Source organism: Bradyrhizobium sp. (genome assembly GCF_047605465.1).
In the GTDB taxonomy this organism is placed as follows: domain Bacteria; phylum Pseudomonadota; class Alphaproteobacteria; order Rhizobiales; family Xanthobacteraceae; genus Bradyrhizobium.
This window is the reverse complement of record NZ_JASGFS010000030.1, coordinates 1-19,148: the sequence shown is the minus strand read 5'-3', so window position 1 is coordinate 19,148 and position 19,148 is coordinate 1. Positions and strand designations below refer to the sequence as shown.

The following is a 19,148-nucleotide window of genomic DNA, read 5'->3' as shown; positions in this document are numbered from 1 at the left end:
ATGAAACGCGTCGACGCCCACGGATTGAAGATCGCTCCCGTCCTGCACGATTTCATCGCCAAGGAAGCGGCCCCGAAGACCGGGATCACGCCCGATGCGTTCTGGGCCGGGCTGGCCGCGATCGTCCGCGACCTCGGGCCGAAGAACCGGTCGCTGCTCGCACTCCGCGACACGCTGCAGGCCAAGATCGACGAGTGGCACCGCGCCAGCAAGGGCAAGGCCTTCGATCTCGACGCCTACACCGCCTTCCTGAAGGAGATCGGCTATCTCGTCCCCGAACCCGCGACGCAGAAGGTCGAGACTGCCAACGTCGACGAGGAGATCGGCAAGATCTGCGGACCGCAGCTCGTCGTGCCCCTCACCAATGCGCGCTACGCACTCAACGCGGCGAACGCGCGCTGGGGCTCGCTGTACGACGCCTTCTACGGCACCGACGCGATCCCGCACGATCCCTCGGAAGGCGGCAAGGGTTACAACAAGGCGCGCGGCGACAAGGTGATCGCCAAGGCCAAGGCCTTCCTCGATGCCGCCGTGCCGCTCGCGACCGCCAGCCATACCGACGTCACCGCCTACAGCGTGGTCGCCGGCCAGCTCGCGGTGAAGCTGAAGAGCGGCAATGCGACCGCGCTGAAGAACGCCGCGCAGTTCGCCGGCTTCCAGGGCGATGCGGCCGCGCCGAGCGCAGTGCTGCTCGTGAACAACGGCCTGCATGTCGAGGTGAAGATCGACCGGGGCAGCGCGATCGGCAAGGACGATCCGGCCGGCGTCGCCGACATGATCATGGAGGCCGCGGTCTCCACCATCCTCGACATGGAAGACTCGGTCGCCGCTGTCGATGCCGAGGACAAGGTGCTGGTCTATCGCAACACGCTCGGCCTCATGAACGGCACGCTGTCGGCGGATTTCGAGAAGGGCGGCAAGACGCTGACCCGCTCGCTCAACACCGACCGCAGCTACAAGACGCCGGACGGCAAGGGCGAGGTGAAGCTGCACGGCCGCAGCCTGCTGCTGATGCGCAATGTCGGCCACCACATGTTCACCGACGCTGTGCTCGACGAGAAGGGCGAGGAGATCCCGGAAGGCCTGCTCGACGCCGCCGTCTCGGGCCTGCTCGCCATTCACGACATCAAGGGCCAGTCGAAGGTCAAGAACAGCCGCACCGGCTCGGCCTATATCGTCAAGCCGAAGATGCACGGCCCCGACGAGGTGTCGCTGACCTGCGAGCTGTTCGACCGCGTCGAGAAGATGCTCGGCCTGCCCGAGAACACGCTCAAGGTCGGCATCATGGACGAGGAACGGCGCACTACCGTCAACCTCAAGGCCTGTATCCAGCGCGCCTCCAAGCGCATCATGTTCATCAACACCGGCTTCCTCGACCGGACCGGCGACGAGATCCACACCTCGATGGAAGCGGGTCCGATGATCCGCAAGAACGAGATGAAGGCGCAGGCCTGGATCAAGGCCTATGAGGATTGGAACGTCGACATGGGCCTGATCGACGGCCTGCCCGGCCATGCCCAGATCGGCAAGGGCATGTGGGCCGCGCCGGACAAGATGGCGGACATGCTGGCGCAGAAGATCGCGCATCCGCAGGCCGGCGCCACCACCGCCTGGGTGCCCTCCCCGACCGCCGCGACGCTGCACGCCCTGCACTATCACCAGGTCAACGTCATCGCGCGCCAGCAAGAGCTGACCAAGGGTGGCCCGCGCGCCAAACTCTCCGACATCCTCACCATTCCGGTGTCGAAGTCGAACTGGGCGCCCGACGACGTCAAGCAGGAGATCGACAACAACTGCCAGGGCATCCTCGGCTATGTCGTGCGCTGGATCGACCAGGGCGTCGGCTGCTCCAAGGTGCCCGACATCCACGACGTCGGCCTGATGGAAGACCGCGCCACCTTGCGCATCTCCAGCCAGCACCTTGCCAACTGGCTGCACCAGGGCGTGATCACCGAGGCGCAGGTGATGGAATCGCTCAAGCGCATGGCGGTGGTCGTCGACAAGCAGAACGCGGGCGATTCCATCTACAAGCCGATGGCGCCCGCCTTCGACGGCGTCGCCTTCAAGGCCGCCTGCGACCTTGTCTTCAAGGGCCGCGAGCAGCCGAACGGCTACACCGAATACATCCTCACCGCGCGCCGCCGCGAGGCCAAGGCGGCCGGCTGAGCCGGTCCATCGAACCTCCGAAGCCCCGGCGAAAGTCGGGGCTTTTTTGTCGGGCAAGGCGCCGCGGTGCAGCGAGGAACGGCGCCGCATCGCCCGCGTTGTCCCGGCCATCAACCACGGGAGATGGCCATGGACTGGAATCGGATCGAGGGAAACTGGAAGCAGTTCAAGGGTTCGGCCAAGGAGAAGTGGGGCAAGCTCACCGACGACGACCTCAAATTGATCGAGGGCCGCCGCGAGCAGCTCGAAGGCCGGCTTCAGGAACGTTACGGCAAGGCCAAGGACCAGGTTCGTCAGGACGTCGACGACTGGCTCAAATCACTGCACTAGGCGTAATGCGAACGACGAAGCCCCGGCTGATCGCCGGGGCTTTTGTTTGGAAGCGTCACAGCCGTGACGGTCCAGCCTGCCTCGCTAGAACACCGTCAGGTATTTCAGCAGCGACACCACGCCGATGATGATGACGACGACGCGCGCGATCTGCTTGGCGCGGCCGTCCATCGGCAGCATGTTGATGAGGTAGAGTACGAGAATGACGACAAGAAAGGTGACGAGTACGCCGACCAGCATCGCGAAGCCCCCTTCAGCTAGGTTTCCAGTGCTGTCCTAACGCCGATCAGGGGCGTCGGTTCCACCGAGGCAACCCGTTACAACTTCTGGCAATTCCGCAAATGGCGCAGGCCCGCCACCAGGCGGACCGGGAAGCAGGCGGGTAACGACCCGTTAACGCCTGGCAAATCCGGCATCGCGACGCTCGCCGCAAGCTTCGCCGGCGCGAGCGGGACCGGCGTTACAACTCTGTTTATCCCTTTTTGCGACAAAACCACGGGGTTCGGGGGGATTCCATCATGCTTCGACGTATCACCGTTTCCGCGCTGCTGCAGTCGGTCATTGCTCTTCTTGCGACCTGCGTCGTTGCCCTTCTGATCACGACGGCCTGGCAATCCTGGGAACGGCTGCGCGCCACCGGCCACATCGCGGCGGTGGCTGAAGCTTCGGCCAACGCCTTCAAGGCGATGCACAACCTCCGTACCGATCGCTCCTCGACGCCGCGGGTGCTGAACGGCGAGGCGCCGGTATCGCCCGAGATCGAGAAATTCCTGCGCGGCATTCACGAGGCGGAGATGCCGGCGATCCGGACTACCGCCGCGCTGCTGCCGTCGATCCCGTTCGCGGAGCAGGCGGCCCTGCTCGCCAGCCTGAACCAGCAGCTCGACAGGCTGACGACACTCCAGGCCGAAGCCTGGAACGAGATGCGCAAGCCGAAGAAGGCCCGGCGCGCGGCGCTCTCGAAAGAATACACCGACCACACCGGCGCGCTGCTTGCGACGCTCGAGACGATTTCCGCGCGCCTGACCGCGGTCGTCAACCACAACGATCCGCTGATCGACCAATTGCTGTCGATCAAGCAGGCCGCCTGGCTGCTGCGCAACACCGCGGGCGAGGCCTCCGACCTGGTCTCGACCGGGCTGGTGGCGACCGGCAGCCTGCCGCTGGAGGCGCAGCAGACCTACACCAAAACGGTCGGCGCCATCGAGAACGCCTGGAGCGGGCTCGATTCCTCGACGCTGGGCATGAAGCTATCGGCCGAACTGCTCAACGCGATGAACGCCGCCAAGGCCGCCTATTTCAATGCGGACTATCTCGCGCTGCGCGACCGGCTGATCGACCAGATCATGGTCGGCTCGAAGACCGACATGACCGCCGATCAGTGGACGCCCCTGACGTCGCAACGCATGGGCACCGCGGTCACCGTGGCCGAGCGCGCACTCGACGAAGCCCGCGACTATGCGGCGGTTCAGTATGCCGCAGCGAGCCGCGCACTCGCCATCCAGATCGCGATGCTGGTCGTCGCGACGCTCCTGACGGCCGGCGCCATGATCGCGGTCACCCGCCGCGTCATTCGTCCGCTGCACAACATCCGCGACGCCATGCTTCGGGTTGCCGGCGGCGACCTCACCGTCGACAGCGGCTATCTCGATCGCAAGGACGAGATCGGCGCGCTCGCCGGGGCACTCGAGATCTTCAAGCAGCAGGCGACCGACAAGCTCAAGATCGAGGCGCAGGAGCGCGAGCACAACGCAAGCGCCGCCGTGCGCCAGCGCGCGATCGAGACCTATGTCGGCGAATTCGAAGGCGTCGTGCACGAAACGCTGGAGCAATTGAGCCAGGCCTCCAGCGAGATGCGCAAGACCGCCTCCGGGCTTTCGGCCGTCTCACGCCAGACCAACGAGCGGGTGCAAATGGCCGGCAAGGCCTCCGGCGAGGCCACCGGCAGCGTGGACAGCGTCGCGGCCGCCGCCGAGCAACTGAGCGCGTCCATCAACGATATCAGCCAGCAGGCCGCGCATGCCGCAGGCATCGCCAGCCGCGCCGTCAGCCAGGCCCGTGACACCGACGGCACCGTGCAGAGCCTCGCCAGCTCCGCCAACCGCATCGGCGAGGTGGTCGGCCTGATCAACACCATTGCGGCGCAGACCAACCTGCTGGCGCTCAACGCCACGATTGAAGCGGCCCGCGCCGGCGAGGCCGGGCGCGGCTTTGCCGTGGTGGCGTCCGAAGTGAAATCGCTAGCGGGCCAGACCGCGAAGGCGACCGAGGACATCTCCGAGCAGATCGCCGACATCCAGAAGGTCGCGGGCGAAGCCATCAGCGCAATCCAGGTGATCGGCGGCATCATCGGCGAGGTGAACGAGGTCGCGACGGCGATCGCCGCCGCCGTGCAGGAGCAGGGTGCGGCGACCCAGGAGATCACCCGCAGCACGCAATATGCCGCGCGGGGCACCAAGAACGTCTCGGACAACATCGCCGGGGTGAAGGCCGACACCGACACCGCGGCGGGCGCGGCCGAAAACGTCAAGCAAGCCTCGGAATTGCTGGAAACCCAGAGCCGCCGGCTCGACGCGCAGGTCAGCGACTTCCTGGGCAGGATCCGCGCGGCGTAGGTTACGCTCCGTCCCTACTCCTTCGCCACCACCGGCACCTGGCGGAATCTGACACGGATCGATTCCGGCAGCGGCGAGAAGTTCATCGCGACGCCGCGGCGATCGTTGGCGTTGCGATTGGCAACGACCAGGCCGTCGGCACCCGCCACGATGTCGCCTTTGCGCAGGGTGGGATCGTCCTCGATCTTGACCGCCGCGAGGCCGGTCGAATCCTTGCCGTTGCAGGTGCAGCCCGCGACGATCTCGTTGCGGTAGCGGAAGGCATTCGGAAGGTCTGAATAGGATTTACCGGTGTCGGTCGTGGCATCGTCGATGCTGCTGCCGTAAACCATCGAGGTCTCGGCGGCGGGACAGAAGCTCTTGCAGGATTGCGCCTTGCTCTCGGCATTCGCGCCCTGCGCCGGGAAATAGCGGCCGTCGCAGCCGCGCACGCAATAGGCCGTGCCGCCGCCATAAGACGCGCGCTGGCGCGGGGTGTCATAGCGCGGCATGTCGTCGTTGGGGAACGGGACCCGGATCTCCGGCGGCGGTCGCATCCGGAAGCCGCCGAACAGCGCCGAGAAAAAATCCTCGGCATGCGCCGACGGCGTCAGCACGAGGCTGGCGGAGCTGAGAACCAGGAAAGCTGCCGCCCCGCCAGCCAGTTTGCCGATCGAACTATTTCGCATGACCAATCAGTCCACCGACGACATCGGGATGTTGAGCGCCTGACGGCCCGAGGACAGCGTCGTGACCGCCGGGCGCTTGCGGACGGGGTCGCCGCCCCTTGCCATCAGCGGCGCGTTCTTCGGCAGCACCACGACCCTGGCGCCGACACTGACGCGGTTGAACAGGTCGGTGACATCCTCATTGGTCAGCCGGATGCAGCCGGAGGACACGAACTTTCCGATCGTGGTCGGGTCGTTGGTACCGTGGATGCGATATTCGCTGGAGCCGAGATACATGGCACGTGCGCCGAGCGGATTGCCCGGACCGCCGGCGACGAAGCGCGGCAGATAGGGCTGGCGCGCGATCATCTCGGCCGGCGGATGCCAGTCCGGCCACTCGGCCTTGCGCGTGACGCTCTGCACGCCAGACCAGGTGAAGCCTTCGCGGCCAACGCCGACGCCGTAGCGCATGGCCCGGCCGTTGCCGAGCACATAATAAAGATAGGTGTTGGCGGTATCGATGACGATGGTGCCGGCCGGTTCGTTCCGGTCGAAGCTGACGATCTGGCGACGCAGCCGGTCGGGCAGTTGCGCATCCTCGTCCGTGGCCTGCGGTTCATCGCGGGTGTAACCCGGCGCGTAGCCCTGATCCTGCTGGAAACCTTGATCCTGCTCGAAGCCTTGCGGCTGCATCGACGCATAGCCGAGCGTCTGGGCCTGAGCCGCGAACGGCACTGTCAGCAGTGCTGTCGCAAAGGCGAATGCGGTGAGTGCGCGCGGCGCGAGCCGGCGATGGACTGCAGAGAACCTTGTCATGTGCTGCCCCGTTGGGATGTGTGCATCTGGGTGATGCGGCTCCCAACAAACGCAGCCGGACCGACTCAAGTTCCGTCACCAACTGAAGCAGCGACGTCACAGTCAAGCGAGCAAATCTTCACGAAGCCGCGATGGAACCCTGATGCCTCCATCGCGTTTTCCGATCATCAACGGGCGCGCGGGCAGAGGCTTCCGTGCAGGGAGAGGTATTGTGCGCGTCTTTCCCGGCGAACGTCCGCTTCTCGGCAACAGCGAAGGCGCTCCGCTTCCCGACAGCCGCAGTGAACTGCCGCCGATCATCCGCCGCACCGAGTTTGTCGCCTTCGCGCTCGCGGGCCTGCTCCTGATCGCGGTCGTCGCGGTGCTCTACATCGCCAAAGCCTTCTTCCTGCCCGTGGTCATGGCGGTCGTCGCCGGCACCATGCTCTCGCCGGCCGCGAGCTTTCTGGAGCGGCAGCGGGTGCCGCGCGCCGTCGGCGCCGTCCTGATCGTGGTCGCGATGACCACGATCGTCACGTTCGTATTCGCCCTGATCGCCTCGCCGGCGATGGAGTGGAGTTCACGCCTGCCGGAGCTCGGCGCACAATTGAAGGCGAAGCTCCACGTCTTCGACCGGCCGCTGGCACTGTGGAGCGATCTGCAATCCATGCTCGGCGGATCCGAGGGGCTGCCGAGCTTCCAATTGCCGAAGATCGAATGGGTGCAGCCGACGCTGGAATTCCTGTCCCCGACCTTCACCGAATTCCTGCTGTTCTTCGCCACGCTGATCCTGTTCATCGCGAGCTGGCGCGACCTCAGGCGCGGCCTGATCATGAACTTCAGCGATCGCGACGCGCGGCTGCGCATGCTTCGGATCCTCAACGAGATCGAGGTCCATCTCGGCAACTACCTGCTGACGGTGACCATCATCAATGTCGGCGTCGGCGTCGCCACCGGCGTGGTCTGCGCAGTCACTGGCATGCCCAACCCTGCGGGCCTCGGCGCGCTCGCGGCCACCCTCAACTTCATCCCGATCATCGGGCCGATCGCGACGTTCGTCGTGCTGGTCGTGGTGGGCGTCGTCGCCTTTCCCAGTATCGGCGGGGGATTGATCGCGGCGGCCGCCTTCGGCGGCATCGCCTTCATGGAGGGGCATTTCGTCACGCCGACCATCATCGGCCGCAGGCTGGCGCTGAATGCGCTCGCGGTCTTCATCGCGCTGGCGTTCTGGACCTGGCTGTGGGGCCCGATGGGCGCGTTCCTGTCTTCGCCTCTCCTCATCGTCGCGCTCATCCTGAAGGAGCATCTGATGCCCTCGGACGGGCCGCAACTCCCGCAGGCATGAGGGATTTTCGGCGAATGGAACTTCTGTTCCCGCGACGCGTTGCCCGGCAGTCTCACCGCCAACAGTTCGGAGCCTGCGATGTCAATGACCAACGGCGAAGCCGGGATGAGAGACTGGACCGACAAAGCCACCAGAGAACGTCTTGAAAAGGATGTAGCAGCCGTGAAAAGCGATATCGCCGCCCTCACCGACCAGATCACCGACGCGCTCAACACTTTTGCGAATTCGGCGAGCAAGCAGGCCCGCCGCGGCTACAAGCAGGCGCGCGAAAACATGGATTCGACGCTGGACGACATATCGGACCGCGGCAGCGCGATGATGGACGCGGCACAGGATGCCTATGGCTCGATCGAGGAGACGCTGGAAGACGCGATCACCGCGCGCCCGCTCGCGACGGTCGGAGTTGCGCTCGGCATCGGCTTCCTGATCGGTGTGGCCTGGCGCCGGTAGGACGTTCGGCGAAACCTGACGTTACGGTGGCGCTCCGGCGCCGCCGCTTTTGGCTTGTGGGGATCTGAGGAGCAACGCCATGTTTCAGCGCATCATCGATGGCATCAGCGCATCGACGGGCACGACGGTTCGTCTGACATCGCTGGCCGCCGGTGCCGCCTTCGCTCTTTTCATCGCGACCTGTTTCCTCTGCGCGGCCGCCTTCATTTCGGTTCTGCAGACATATGGACCGGTGCCCGCCTGCCTCGCCGGCGCCGGCATCTTCTTCCTGCTCACGCTTGCCGCGGCCGGCACCTATTGGGGTTACAAGCGGGAGATGCAGAAGCGCGCCCGCATCGCTGCCGAGCGTGCCGCGAAGTCCGCAGCGCAGAGCATGCTCGCCGATCCCATGCTGATCGCGACGGGACTGCAGATTGCCCGTGCCATCGGAGTGAAGCGTCTGCTTCCGATCCTGGCGATCGGCGGCGTCGCGCTCGGAATCATGGCGAGCCGCGCCGGCGCATCCGATGAGGCTTCGACCGAACCGGCCGAGTAACGGGGCGGGCCGCCGATGCGGGCCGGTCCCCATCGATGGCGCTTCGAATCGTTCCGCCTTCCGAAAGTTGCGCTGCAGGCGCAGGAAGCGCATCTGCCCGAACGTGACGGCAGGCTTTGCGCAATTTTTCGTCAACGAGAGCAAATCCAGCCTCCTTCACGCAAACGCTACTCGGATCGACCGACGGTTGTCGCTAAAAGCGGCGCCCCTGCCTCCAAATGTCACTTCACGCGATGAAACCGTCCGTCAAGGCGAACCTCGCCGCATTTCATCAAGATGCCCGGCTCTATCTGACGCTCGGGATCGCCAACTGGTCCGTTTTCATCGACCACATTCCGAACAACGTCGTCAATCTGCTGACGCTGCGCAATTTCGGCTTCAGCGGCGCCGCTGATCTGTTCGTCTTCGTGGTGGGCTATGGCGTCGCCATCATCCACGGCAAGATGGCGCTGGACCGCGGCTACCTGGTGGCGGCGACGCGCATCTTCCGCCGCGTCTGGCGGCTCTATGCCGCCTATGTCGTGCTGTTCGTGATCTACATCGACACCATCGCCTATGTCGCCTCGCAGTCGATGGCGCCGGAGATCATCCACGAATACAACATCTCCGGCATTCTCGATCACCCGCTGCGCATCCTGGTGCGTGGACTGGTGCTGCAGGAGGAGCCGCTGAACCTCGACCTCCTGCAATTGATGATCCCGCTGATGGCGTTCTTTCCGTTCGCGCTGTGGGGCCTGCTGCGACGGCCGAACCTGACGCTGGCCGCATCGGTCGCGTTGTATGTCGCGGCGCGCTGGTTCGAATGGGGCTTCCGCGTCTATCCGGATCAGGAGTGGACCTTCAATCCGCTGTGCTGGCAGATGCTGATGGTGCTGGGCGGCTGGTTCGCGGTGACCGGCGCGCCCGGCCGCGCGCTGCACGGCATGTCCTGGCTTCGCGGGCTCGCCGGCACCTATCTGCTGTTCGCGATGGCCGTCACGCTGATGCGCCATTCGCCGGCGCTGTCATCCTATCTGCCGGGCTTCATCCTCGACAGCATCACCCCGACCGACAAGGAAAACCTCGCGCCCTATCGCGTCGTGCACTTCCTCGCGCTCGCCTTCCTCGCGACCCACCTCATTCCGGCCGATCATCCCGGCCTGCGGTGGAAGCCGCTTCAGACGGTCATCACATGCGGCGAGGAATGGCTCGCCGTGTTCTGCGTCGGCGTTTTCCTGTCGTTCGCCGGCCATCTGATCCTGATCACCGGGCCGAACCTGATCGTGATGCAGATCATGGTGAGCCTCGCCGGCATCGCCGTGATGACCGCGGTGGCCTATTACATCGCCTGGTCGAAGCGACAGGACCTGCCTGCGGCCTTGCGGCACCAAGCCTAGTCCCTCGAGCCTAGTCTACCGCGCCGGCCTCACCGGCTGCGAGATCTTCTCGGTGCGGTCACGCTCGGTCATGTCGACGACCGTGTCCATCGGTGCGGTCAGCTCGTAGACGTAGGAAACGTCGGTGAAGTACCGCTTGGCGGTGCCGCCGAGCGCCTCGGGCGCCACACGATCGAGCAGGATCAGGCCGAAATCGGAATCGGGGCGCCGCGTCGCCTCGCTGGTGTTGAACTCCTCCCAGCGGAAGTGGAAGGTCTCGTCGGACCCCTCGCCCGTCACCGACCAGTTCGCCGTGATATGCGGATGCTTGCCGACCAGCGACAGCCCCTCGTCGGAATGCGAGGCCAGCTCGAAGAACAGCAGCGACAGGCTCTGCGCCGCGCGCGCGCTGACCGCGATGTCCGGCCCGCTGACGGCGATGCGGTCCGCATGCGGGATCGCGCGCGCCTCGAACAGTCCCTTCAGCTTGACGCCCTGCCACTGGCTTTCGCTGAGCAGCGAGACCACGTTGGACATGGCGTGAATGCGGCCGATCAAAAGTTCGCGCGCGACGTCGATGTCCGAGCCGTGGCGCAGCGTGCGGGTGACGATCGACTGGATCACCGCCAGGATGTTCTTGACCCGATGGTTGAGCTCGTCGATCACCGCCGTCAGGCGGCGCTCGAAACCGATCCGCACCTGGATCTCGCGGCTGAGCCTCAGATTGTTGTAGGCGACGTAGCCGAACAGGCCGCACACCATCGCGGTGATGGCGAAGCCGATCGCCGCCACGATGATGGCGGTCTGCTCGGCACGCCGCGCCGAGTTGGTCTTCGCGTAATAGCCGAGCTGCCAGTCGCGGCCGCCAAAGCTCACCGTGCGCGTCGCCGACGGGGCCGGCCCGTCCGGTCCCACCATGCGCGTCGACACCACGCCCTGGTCGTTGGCGACGAGCTCGCCGCCTTCCCTGCGCGGATCCTTCAGCGCGACGGCGAACAGCGACATGTCGTCGTTGGTCAGCATCAGCGAGGCGAGCTCGTAGGAGAACGTGATGAAGCCAGCCGGTTCCGTCGCCCCCTCCGGGATAACGGGAGCAGCCACGATGATGCCGATCGGTCCGTTGGCGCGCAGCAACGGAACCGGATCGGAGGCCACCGAGCTCTTCTCGACCCTGGCCCGCGCCAGCATCGCGCCGCGGACCTGATCCTGGTCGTAGCTGCGGCCGGGCAGGATCCGGGTCTCGTCGCTGCGCGGCTCGAGGTCCATCAGCACGTCGATCGGCTGGGTCACGCTCGCCAGATCAATCGGCTTGTCGTCGTAGCCCCGGATCTTCGGATTCGGGAAGCCGGCCTTTGCCATCGCATCCTGCGCCGCGAGCAGCTCATCCGGCTTCAGCCGGGCGATCCAGCCGGCCACCACGAAGTCGGTCTTGAAGGCGTAGATGGCCGAGCGAAGCGGCTCCAGAATGTTCGGCTTGATCACCGACGGCGATCGGAACAGCCCCGAGGCAACCCGCGCGAGCAGCTCGCGCTCCGTCAGCCGGTCCTGAACGAGGCTTGCGTGGACGTCGATCGCGCGCGCCAGCGCGATCCGGTCCAGCACCAGCTCCTGGTCGTGGACACGATAAGCCGCGAGCCCGGAGAGCAGCACTCCGAGCAGAGCGATGAAGCCGATGATGAAACCCAGCCTGACCACGCGACTACTCAGGCGAAAGCAGGTGGTCGGCAATAAACACGGAGCATATCAACGCCGCTCGAACGGCCACGTGCCGAAACAGAGTGGACCCCAGTGGTGGAGATAATGAAGGAGGAGACATCCGCACGCAACTTGGGTTGCCTGAAAGGCTTAACGCCGCCCGACCGGCCGGGACGGCTTGGTCTAAGGGCGCCGGAGGTAATTAATCGCTGCGCCGCAAATTTGTTCCGCGGGCCGCGGCTCTGCCGCAGATGTTAACGGCCCGACGGGGTGCGTTATCTGGTCGCGTTCGTGCCCGCCGCTTCAGGCCGCGCCCTTCAAGCCCCCCTTGGCCTCGATGAAACCGACGATGCGGTCGAGCCCCTCGCTTTTCTTCAGGTTGGTCATGACGAAGGGCCGCTCCCCCCGCATCCGCTTGGCATCCGTCTGCATCTTCTCCAGGGACGCCCCGACATGGGGCGCGAGGTCGATCTTGTTGATGACCAGAAGGTCGGAGCGGGTGATGCCGGGGCCGCCCTTGGACGGGATTTTGTCGCCGGCCGCAACGTCGATGACGTAAATGGTCAGGTCGGCCAGCTCCGGCGAAAAGGTCGCCGCCAGATTGTCACCGCCGGATTCGATCAGCACGAGGTCGAGCCCCGGAAATTTGGCCCGCATGTCCGCGACCGCCGCCAGATTCATCGAGGCGTCCTCGCGGATGGCGGTGTGCGGGCAACCGCCGGTCTCCACGCCGGCGATCCGGTCCGGCGTCAGCGAACCCGAACGCACCAGGAACTCGGCATCCCATTTGGTGTAGATGTCGTTGGTGATCGCGGCGATGTCGTAGCGCTCGCGCATGGTCTTGCAGAGCAGGTCCATCAGCGCGGTCTTGCCCGATCCGACGGGGCCGCCGACGCCGACGCGCAGGGGGCCGTGAGACGTTGCCATTGAAATGATCCTCGTTCTCGTTGTCAGTGTCGTCCCGGCGAAGGCCGGGCCCCATACACGCTGATATTTCGGTGAGGCACTCCCGCCGGCGCCTTTCGCCACAATCGGCACCGGTGATGATGGGTCCCGGCCTTCGCCGGGACGACACCGGGAGAGCGCCATACTGCGCTCATGACCTGAACAGCCGCGTATATTGCGTTTCGTGTCGCAGGCTAGCGAGGTCGGCGCGGAAGGTTGCGCTGCCGAGTTCATCCAATGTCGCATTCAGCGCACGATTCGCGGTCGCGGCGACGGCGGCTTCCAGCATCACCAGGACCCGCTGGCTGTCGGTCTGGCCGAGCGGAACGAGGCGGCTCGCCGCCGAAATCCAGTTCGAGACGACCGCATGCAGGAAGGCGTGCAGCGTGGGAGCCAGCGGCACGCCGTGCATCGCGGCGACCAGGCCGACCGCCACCGGATAGACCGGCGGCGCGCCGCATGACGCGACCATGACATCCAGCCCCTCGGCATTCCACGCCGCACGGGCGATATCGATGAAGGCGCGCCCTTGCGAACTCGTCTCGAGTTGCCGTTCACGCGAGGGCACGAAGGCCGCGGCAAGCTCCGCGATGTCATGGAGGGCGGCCTCGTCGCCGGCCTCGGCAGCACGATAGGCATGGACCAGAAAGGTGGCATCGCAAAAGCCGGCACCGTCGCCGAGCATCACGTCGAGCCAACCGGCGAGCGTCGCCACATCGGTGATGTCGCCCGCTTCGACCGCCCATTCGATGCCGCTGGAATAGGAGAAGCCGCCGACCGGAAAGGCCGGCGAGAGCCAGGTCATCAGCCGGTACAGCGCCGCCGCCTCATGCGCGGCGAGGCAACCGGCCTCGACCGGCTCATTTGTGGTCATGAGCATGGCCGTGGCCGTGGTGATGGTCGGGATGGTCGCAATGCTCGTCGTGATGATGATGGTGATGATCGTGGCCGTGGTGATCATGGTGGTGGCCATGATCGTGATGATGATGGCCGTGGTCGTGATGCGCATGGTCGTCGTGATCATGCGCATGAGCGGCTTCGGCATAGGCGCCGCCTTCGGGGTCGAACGGCGCCTCGATCTCGACCACGCGCGCGCCGAGCCCCTTCACCATCGCCTCGATGACATGATCGCGACGAATCCGCAGGCTCTTGGCCATGATCTGCGTCGGCAGATGACGGTTGCCGAGATGCCAGCCGACGCGGATGAGATGATGCGGATCGTGGCCGCGGATCTCCAGAAGCGGCTCAGGCGCCGCCACCACTTCGACCAGCCGGCCGTCCTCCAGCACGAGCGCGTCGCCGCCGCGGAGCGCAACGGCGTTTTCCAGGTCGAGCAGGAATTCGAGCCCCCGCGTCCCCGTCATCGCCATGCGGCGGCGGTGCCGATCGTCGAAATCGAGCACGACCGTATCCGCCGGCGCTTCCGTGAAGCGATGCTGCCCTCGTACCTGTGTCGCCCGGATCATGCGCGTTCGTCCTCAGAGCTTCTCGACCTTGCCGTCGCTGATGATCTCGATCACCGTCGGCGCCGTCTTCATCTGCGCGGAATATTCGCGCCACACCTTCATGTGGGGCGCCCGCGCATGTGCGTTGAGATCGTCGCGGGTCTCCCAGCGCTCGACCACGACGTACAGATTGGGATTGTTGACGCTGACGTTGCCGTCATAGGAGATGCATCCCTTCTCCTTGAGCGTCTCGACGGTGCAGGCCTTGTGCCCCTTGATGAAGTCGTCCTTGTTCTCCGGCTTCATGGGTGTGGTCGCGATGACATAGATCATGGGGGTTATTCCCTGTTCTTCTTGTTAGCGGACGTCGACCTTCTCGGGCGTGATCACCTCGATCTTCGGCGGCGCCGTGAAGCACTTCACCGCGACACGGCCGAACGTCTTCATATGCTCCTGGGTCCGGTGCGGCACCAGTGCCTCGGCATTTTCCCATTGCTCGACGAACACCATCCTGGTGGGATCCGTGACGCTCTCATGCAGGTCATAGGCGATATTGCCGGGCTCCTTGCGCGTCTCCTTGATGCAGGCGGTGGCGGCTGCGATGAATTCGGCGCGCGTTTCGGGCTTGATGGTCAGGGTAGCGACGACGTAGATCACGAGAAATCCTCCCGGCTTTTCTTCTAGGCTAAGATACCGGGCGCGACATTAGACCAGGCGGGATCGAACGCAAAACCGTAAAACCGTCCCCGGACCTGCTCCGGGGACATGCGTCGAGACGCTATTTTCAGTACATGAAATATCGCTGCGCCATCGGCAACACCTCGGCCGGCGCGCAGGTGAGCAGCTCCCCGTCGGCACGGACCTCGTAGGTCTCGGGATCGACCTCGATGTCGGGCGTCGCGTCGTTGTGGATCATGCTCTTCTTCGAGATCTTGCCGCGGGTGTTCTGGACGGCATAGAGCTTCTTGTCGATGCCTAGCTTGCGCGCCAGCCCGCCTGTGACCGCGGCTTTCGAGGTGAAGACGACGGAGGACGCGGTGCGCGCCTTGCCGAAGGCGCCGAACATCGGCTGGTAGTGCACCGGCTGCGGCGTCGGGATCGAGGCGTTGGGATCGCCCATGGGTGCGGCGACGATCGAGCCGCCCTTGATGATGCAGTCCGGCTTGACGCCGAAGAAGGCCGGCGACCACAGCACGAGATCGGCGAGCTTGCCCTTCTCGACCGAGCCGATCAGCTTCGAGACGCCGTGGGCGATCGCCGGATTGATCGTGTATTTGGCGATGTACCGCCTGACGCGGAAATTATCGTTGTCCTTCCCCTTGTCCTGCGGCAGCGACCCGCGCTGCTTCTTCATCTTGTCCGCGGTCTGCCAGGTCCGGATGATGACCTCGCCGAGCCGGCCCATGGCCTGGGAGTCCGACGACATCATCGAGAGCGCGCCGAGATCGTGCAGGATGTCCTCCGCGGCGATGGTCTCTTTCCGAATGCGACTCTCGGCGAAGGCCAGGTCTTCGGCGATCGAGGGATCGAGGTGATGGCACACCATCAGCATGTCGAGATGCTCGTCGATGGTGTTGCGCGTGAACGGGCGCGTCGGATTGGTCGACGACGGCAGCACGTTCTTCAGTCCGGCGACCTTGATGATATCGGGGGCATGGCCGCCGCCGGCGCCCTCGGTGTGGAAGGCATGGATGGTGCGGCCCTTGAAGGCCTTGATCGTATCCTCGACGAAGCCGGATTCATTCAGCGTGTCGGTGTGGATCATCACCTGGATGTCGTGATCGTCGGCGACCGACAGGCAATTATCGATCGCGGCCGGCGTGGTGCCCCAGTCCTCGTGCAGCTTCAGCGCGCAGGCGCCGGCCTTGATCATCTCGACCAGCGCCGCGGGCCGCGAGGCATTTCCCTTGCCGGAAATGCCGAGATTGACGGGGAAGGCGTCGAACGACTGGATCATCCGCGCGATGTGCCAGGGGCCCGGGGTGCAGGTGGTCGCGAAGGTGCCGTGCGACGGGCCGGTGCCGCCACCCAGCATCGAGGTGACGCCGGACATCAGCGCATGCTCGATCTGCTGCGGACAGATGAAATGGATGTGGCTGTCGAAGCCGCCGGCGGTGAGGATCTTGCCCTCGCCCGCGATCACATCGGTGCCGGGCCCGATGACGATGGTGACGCCGGGCTGGATGTCGGGATTGCCGGCCTTGCCGATCGCGGAGATCATGCCCTCCTTGATCGCGACGTCGGCTTTCACGATGCCCCAGTGATCGACGATCAGCGCATTGGTGATGACGGTGTCGGCCGCGCCCTGCGTGTTGGTGACCTGCGACTGTCCCATGCCGTCGCGGATCACCTTGCCGCCGCCGAACTTCACCTCCTCGCCGTAGGTCGTGAAATCCTTCTCGACCTCGATGATGAGATCGGTATCGGCGAGCCGCACCTTGTCGCCGGTGGTCGGACCGAACATGTCGGCGTAGACGGAACGCTTCATCTTGACGGACATCACAAGCCCCGTTTGCGTTTGAATTCCCGATCGGCGCTCACAGCGAAGCCCTCGCCCGCCGCACCATGTCGTCGAATGTCGTATCGAGCCACGGATTGCCGCCGCGGCACCCCGCGACCACCTGCTCGGCCCAGCCGGTGTAGTCGGCGAGATCCGCGTGCTCTTCCGCGGTCGGATCAGCGTGAATGCGCGCTCCGATGTTGCTCACCTTGTCCGCGATCTTGATCAGTTTCGCGCCCGCCGATTTCTTCGGCGCGTCGACCACCTGCCGCCGTCGCCGCTCGGCCTTCGGCAGGCTCATGTCGTCGGTGCATTCGACGACGAGCGATGCGACGCGCTCGGAGAATTTCCGCGCGAGTTCCTGGCGCGTCGTCTCCGTGTCCTCGATCGCATCATGCAGCCAGCCGGCCGCGACCAATTCGGCATCGGCGCCGTCGGTTGCCATCGCAAGCAGGTTCGCCACCTCGGCGAGATGATTGATGTAGGGCTCATCGCCCCGCCCCTTGCGCGCCATGCCGTTATGCCGGCGCGCGGCCAGCTCGGCGGCTTCGGAGACGAGGCGCACGGCGGGCAGCATGCGTCACAGCTTCCCCATCACGTCGCCGCGGAAACCGTAGACGGTCTTCTTGCCGGCGAGCGCCACGAGCTGGACGTCGCGGGTCTGGCCGGGCTCGAAGCGGACCGCGGTGCCGGCGGCGATGTCGAGACGCATGCCGCGGGCCTTCTTGCGATCGAATTTCAGCGCAGGGTTGGTCTCGAAGAAATGGTAGTGCGAGCCGACCTGGATCGGGCGATCGCCGGTGTTGGCGACCGTCAGCGTCACGGTCTTGCGGCCCGCATTGAGCTCGATCTCGCCGTCCTGGATGAAGAATTCGCCGGGGATCATGTCGCGCTCCTATCGGATCGGTTCGTGTACGGTGACGAGCTTGGTGCCGTCCGGAAAAGTCGCCTCGACCTGGATGTCGTGGATCATCTCGGGAATGCCCGGCATCACCTGGTCGCGCGTCAGCACCTGCGCGCCGGACTGCATCAGTTCGGCTACGGTGCGGCCGTCGCGTGCGCCTTCGAGGATGAAGTCGGAAATGATCGCGATCGCTTCGGGATGGTTGAGCTTGACGCCGCGATCCAGCCTGCGCCGCGCCACGATGGCCGCCATCGAGATCAGAAGCTTGTCCTTTTCGCGGGGAGACAGGTTCATGCGAAATCTCTTCCGTTCACATCAATCAATTCAGCCATAGCCGCGACAGCGCCGCACCGGTTCGCGCCAGCACGGCCATCATGTCGGCGCGCAACCGGGCCGCATCTTGGGCACAGAACCGAGCCATTGCAAAGCCGTTCCAGGCGGATATTCCGACCTCGCCGGCGAAGGACTCCGAGGCCTCGCGAACACGCTCGATCAGCGCCTCATCGCCAGGCGCGATCAGGGCCGTACCGATCGCCGCGCCGCCTTTGGCGACCGCGGATCGCGCGAGTTTCGCGCCGATGTCGCCCTCGAGCCTGACGGTCTCGGCAAAGACCAGGCGGCCGCCCCGGCGCAGCCGCCAGCGGTCGACGAACTCGCCTTGCTCCATCCGTTCGCCCATCGCGGTGCGTCCGAACACCACGATCTCGCAAAGCAGGAGCGAGGCCGCCTCGTCGAGATCGATATCGAAGCGGCGCTGCACGCGCGCCCGGTCGAACAGGATGGTCTCCTGCGGCAACCAGGACAGATGCGCGCCCGCGCCGACCTTCAAAGCGATGTTGAGCTGCGCCGCCGGCCCCGGCGCGCGATAGACCTTTTCCGCGGCGGCCGTGGTCAGCGTCAGCCGCGCGGCATCGGTCGCCGCGATCTCGATGTCGAACCGGTCGCCGCCGGCAACGCCGCCGGCCGTGTTGACGAACACGCCGGAGAGGCCCTCGCTCTCCGGGGACGGAAAGCGCACACGGAGCGAGCCGGACTCGTGCAAGGCGCCGCGCCGTGTCACGCCGTCACGCGCCTGCACGTCGAACCGCACCGCGCCGCGGGCGCGGTTGGCCTGGAAAACGGAAGACGTGACCGATAGCTCGCTGCGCATCCGTTTCCCCCCGGCCGGTCGCGGCAGAATGTCCGACTTACAACGCCATCTGGCGGCTGATCTCGCCCGGATCGAGGTTGCTGCGGTCGCAGGTGAACTTCACCGCGCCGCGGTCCATCACGGCGAAACTGTCGCCGAGTTCGCAGGCAAAGTCGAGATATTGTTCGACCAGCACGATGGCGATGTGGCCGAGGTTGCGCAGATAGGAGATGGCGCGGCCGATGTCCTTGATGATCGAGGGCTGGATGCCCTCGGTCGGCTCGTCGAGCAG

Annotated in this window: 21 protein-coding genes and 1 pseudogene; 7 read left to right on the top strand and 15 right to left on the bottom strand. The window is 65.4% G+C overall.

Features of this window, described 5'->3' with window-relative positions:
- Both QM712_RS21320 and QM712_RS21315 read left to right on the top strand, forming a co-directional pair.
- Positions 1-2,166, top strand: coding sequence for a malate synthase G (locus QM712_RS21320; protein ID WP_415025111.1), 2,166 nt, complete (start codon positions 1-3; stop codon positions 2,164-2,166).
- A gap of 129 nt (positions 2,167-2,295) precedes the next feature.
- Positions 2,296-2,496: a CsbD family protein gene (locus QM712_RS21315; protein WP_027553924.1), complete on the top strand. Its 201-nt coding sequence runs from the start codon at positions 2,296-2,298 to the stop codon at positions 2,494-2,496.
- An 84-nt stretch (positions 2,497-2,580) separates the two neighbouring features.
- Here the strand turns inward: QM712_RS21315 and QM712_RS21310 are convergent, their stop codons facing one another.
- Complete coding sequence (locus QM712_RS21310) at positions 2,581-2,736, bottom strand: Thivi_2564 family membrane protein (RefSeq protein WP_011084288.1); 156 nt, start codon at positions 2,734-2,736, stop codon at positions 2,581-2,583.
- Positions 2,737-3,014: 278 nt separating this feature from the next.
- Between QM712_RS21310 and QM712_RS21305 the strand changes: the two genes are divergently transcribed.
- Positions 3,015-5,111: a methyl-accepting chemotaxis protein gene (locus QM712_RS21305; RefSeq protein ID WP_415025110.1), complete on the top strand. Its 2,097-nt coding sequence runs from the start codon at positions 3,015-3,017 to the stop codon at positions 5,109-5,111.
- Between the two features lie 14 nt (positions 5,112-5,125).
- Here the strand turns inward: QM712_RS21305 and QM712_RS21300 are convergent, their stop codons facing one another.
- Both QM712_RS21300 and QM712_RS21295 read right to left on the bottom strand, forming a co-directional pair.
- Positions 5,126-5,779, bottom strand: coding sequence for a DUF2865 domain-containing protein (locus QM712_RS21300; protein WP_415025109.1), 654 nt, complete (start codon positions 5,777-5,779; stop codon positions 5,126-5,128).
- Positions 5,780-5,785: 6 nt separating this feature from the next.
- Positions 5,786-6,574 (bottom strand): L,D-transpeptidase, encoded by a 789-nt coding sequence (locus QM712_RS21295; RefSeq protein WP_415025108.1) that lies wholly within the window; start codon positions 6,572-6,574, stop codon positions 5,786-5,788.
- Positions 6,575-6,785: 211 nt separating this feature from the next.
- Here QM712_RS21295 and QM712_RS21290 point away from each other — a divergent pair, with 211 nt between their 5' ends.
- The 4 genes from QM712_RS21290 to QM712_RS21275 all read left to right on the top strand — a co-directional run bounded on the left by QM712_RS21290 (position 6,786) and on the right by QM712_RS21275 (position 10,259).
- Complete coding sequence (locus tag QM712_RS21290; protein WP_415025107.1) at positions 6,786-7,898, top strand: AI-2E family transporter; 1,113 nt, start codon at positions 6,786-6,788, stop codon at positions 7,896-7,898.
- Between the two features lie 78 nt (positions 7,899-7,976).
- Positions 7,977-8,348, top strand: a complete 372-nt coding sequence (locus QM712_RS21285) for a DUF883 family protein (protein WP_415025160.1) — start codon at positions 7,977-7,979, stop codon at positions 8,346-8,348.
- Between the two features lie 79 nt (positions 8,349-8,427).
- Entirely contained in the window at positions 8,428-8,883 is a 456-nt protein-coding gene (locus QM712_RS21280; RefSeq protein ID WP_415025106.1) for a hypothetical protein, read from the top strand.
- A gap of 233 nt (positions 8,884-9,116) precedes the next feature.
- Positions 9,117-10,259 (top strand): OpgC domain-containing protein, encoded by a 1,143-nt coding sequence (locus QM712_RS21275; RefSeq protein ID WP_415025105.1) that lies wholly within the window; start codon positions 9,117-9,119, stop codon positions 10,257-10,259.
- A gap of 15 nt (positions 10,260-10,274) precedes the next feature.
- Here QM712_RS21275 and QM712_RS21270 read toward each other — a convergent pair whose 3' ends face one another.
- The 12 genes and pseudogenes from QM712_RS21270 to QM712_RS21215 all read right to left on the bottom strand — a co-directional run.
- Positions 10,275-11,933 carry an HWE histidine kinase domain-containing protein gene (locus tag QM712_RS21270; protein WP_415025104.1) on the bottom strand — a complete coding sequence of 553 codons (1,659 nt, stop codon included), beginning with the start codon at positions 11,931-11,933 and terminating at the stop codon, positions 10,275-10,277.
- A gap of 303 nt (positions 11,934-12,236) precedes the next feature.
- Positions 12,237-12,860 (bottom strand): urease accessory protein UreG, encoded by a 624-nt coding sequence (gene ureG, locus QM712_RS21265; protein WP_415025103.1) that lies wholly within the window; start codon positions 12,858-12,860, stop codon positions 12,237-12,239.
- A gap of 169 nt (positions 12,861-13,029) precedes the next feature.
- Complete coding sequence (locus QM712_RS21260; RefSeq protein ID WP_415025159.1) at positions 13,030-13,758, bottom strand: urease accessory protein UreF; 729 nt, start codon at positions 13,756-13,758, stop codon at positions 13,030-13,032.
- On the bottom strand, positions 13,739-14,344 hold the full coding sequence (locus tag QM712_RS21255) for an urease accessory protein UreE (protein ID WP_415025102.1): 606 nt from the start codon (positions 14,342-14,344) through the stop codon (positions 13,739-13,741). The genes QM712_RS21260 and QM712_RS21255 overlap by 20 nt, the downstream gene beginning before the upstream one ends.
- 12 nt (positions 14,345-14,356) lie before the next feature.
- On the bottom strand, positions 14,357-14,656 hold the full coding sequence (locus QM712_RS21250; RefSeq protein WP_415025101.1) for a putative quinol monooxygenase: 300 nt from the start codon (positions 14,654-14,656) through the stop codon (positions 14,357-14,359).
- 24 nt (positions 14,657-14,680) lie between these two features.
- Positions 14,681-14,980: a putative quinol monooxygenase gene (locus QM712_RS21245; RefSeq protein WP_415025100.1), complete on the bottom strand. Its 300-nt coding sequence runs from the start codon at positions 14,978-14,980 to the stop codon at positions 14,681-14,683.
- 127 nt (positions 14,981-15,107) lie between these two features.
- Positions 15,108-16,823: an urease subunit alpha gene (ureC, locus tag QM712_RS21240; protein ID WP_415025099.1), complete on the bottom strand. Its 1,716-nt coding sequence runs from the start codon at positions 16,821-16,823 to the stop codon at positions 15,108-15,110.
- A 37-nt stretch (positions 16,824-16,860) separates the two neighbouring features.
- Entirely contained in the window at positions 16,861-17,400 is a 540-nt protein-coding gene (locus QM712_RS21235) for an HD domain-containing protein (RefSeq protein ID WP_415025098.1), read from the bottom strand.
- 3 nt (positions 17,401-17,403) lie between these two features.
- Positions 17,404-17,709, bottom strand: coding sequence for an urease subunit beta (locus QM712_RS21230; RefSeq protein ID WP_415025097.1), 306 nt, complete (start codon positions 17,707-17,709; stop codon positions 17,404-17,406).
- Between the two features lie 9 nt (positions 17,710-17,718).
- Positions 17,719-18,021, bottom strand: coding sequence for an urease subunit gamma (locus tag QM712_RS21225; protein ID WP_007605424.1), 303 nt, complete (start codon positions 18,019-18,021; stop codon positions 17,719-17,721).
- 25 nt (positions 18,022-18,046) lie between these two features.
- On the bottom strand, positions 18,047-18,877 hold the full coding sequence (locus tag QM712_RS21220) for an urease accessory protein UreD (RefSeq protein WP_415025096.1): 831 nt from the start codon (positions 18,875-18,877) through the stop codon (positions 18,047-18,049).
- A 37-nt stretch (positions 18,878-18,914) separates the two neighbouring features.
- A pseudogene (locus QM712_RS21215) lies at positions 18,915-19,148 on the bottom strand (ABC transporter ATP-binding protein); the annotation flags it as partial.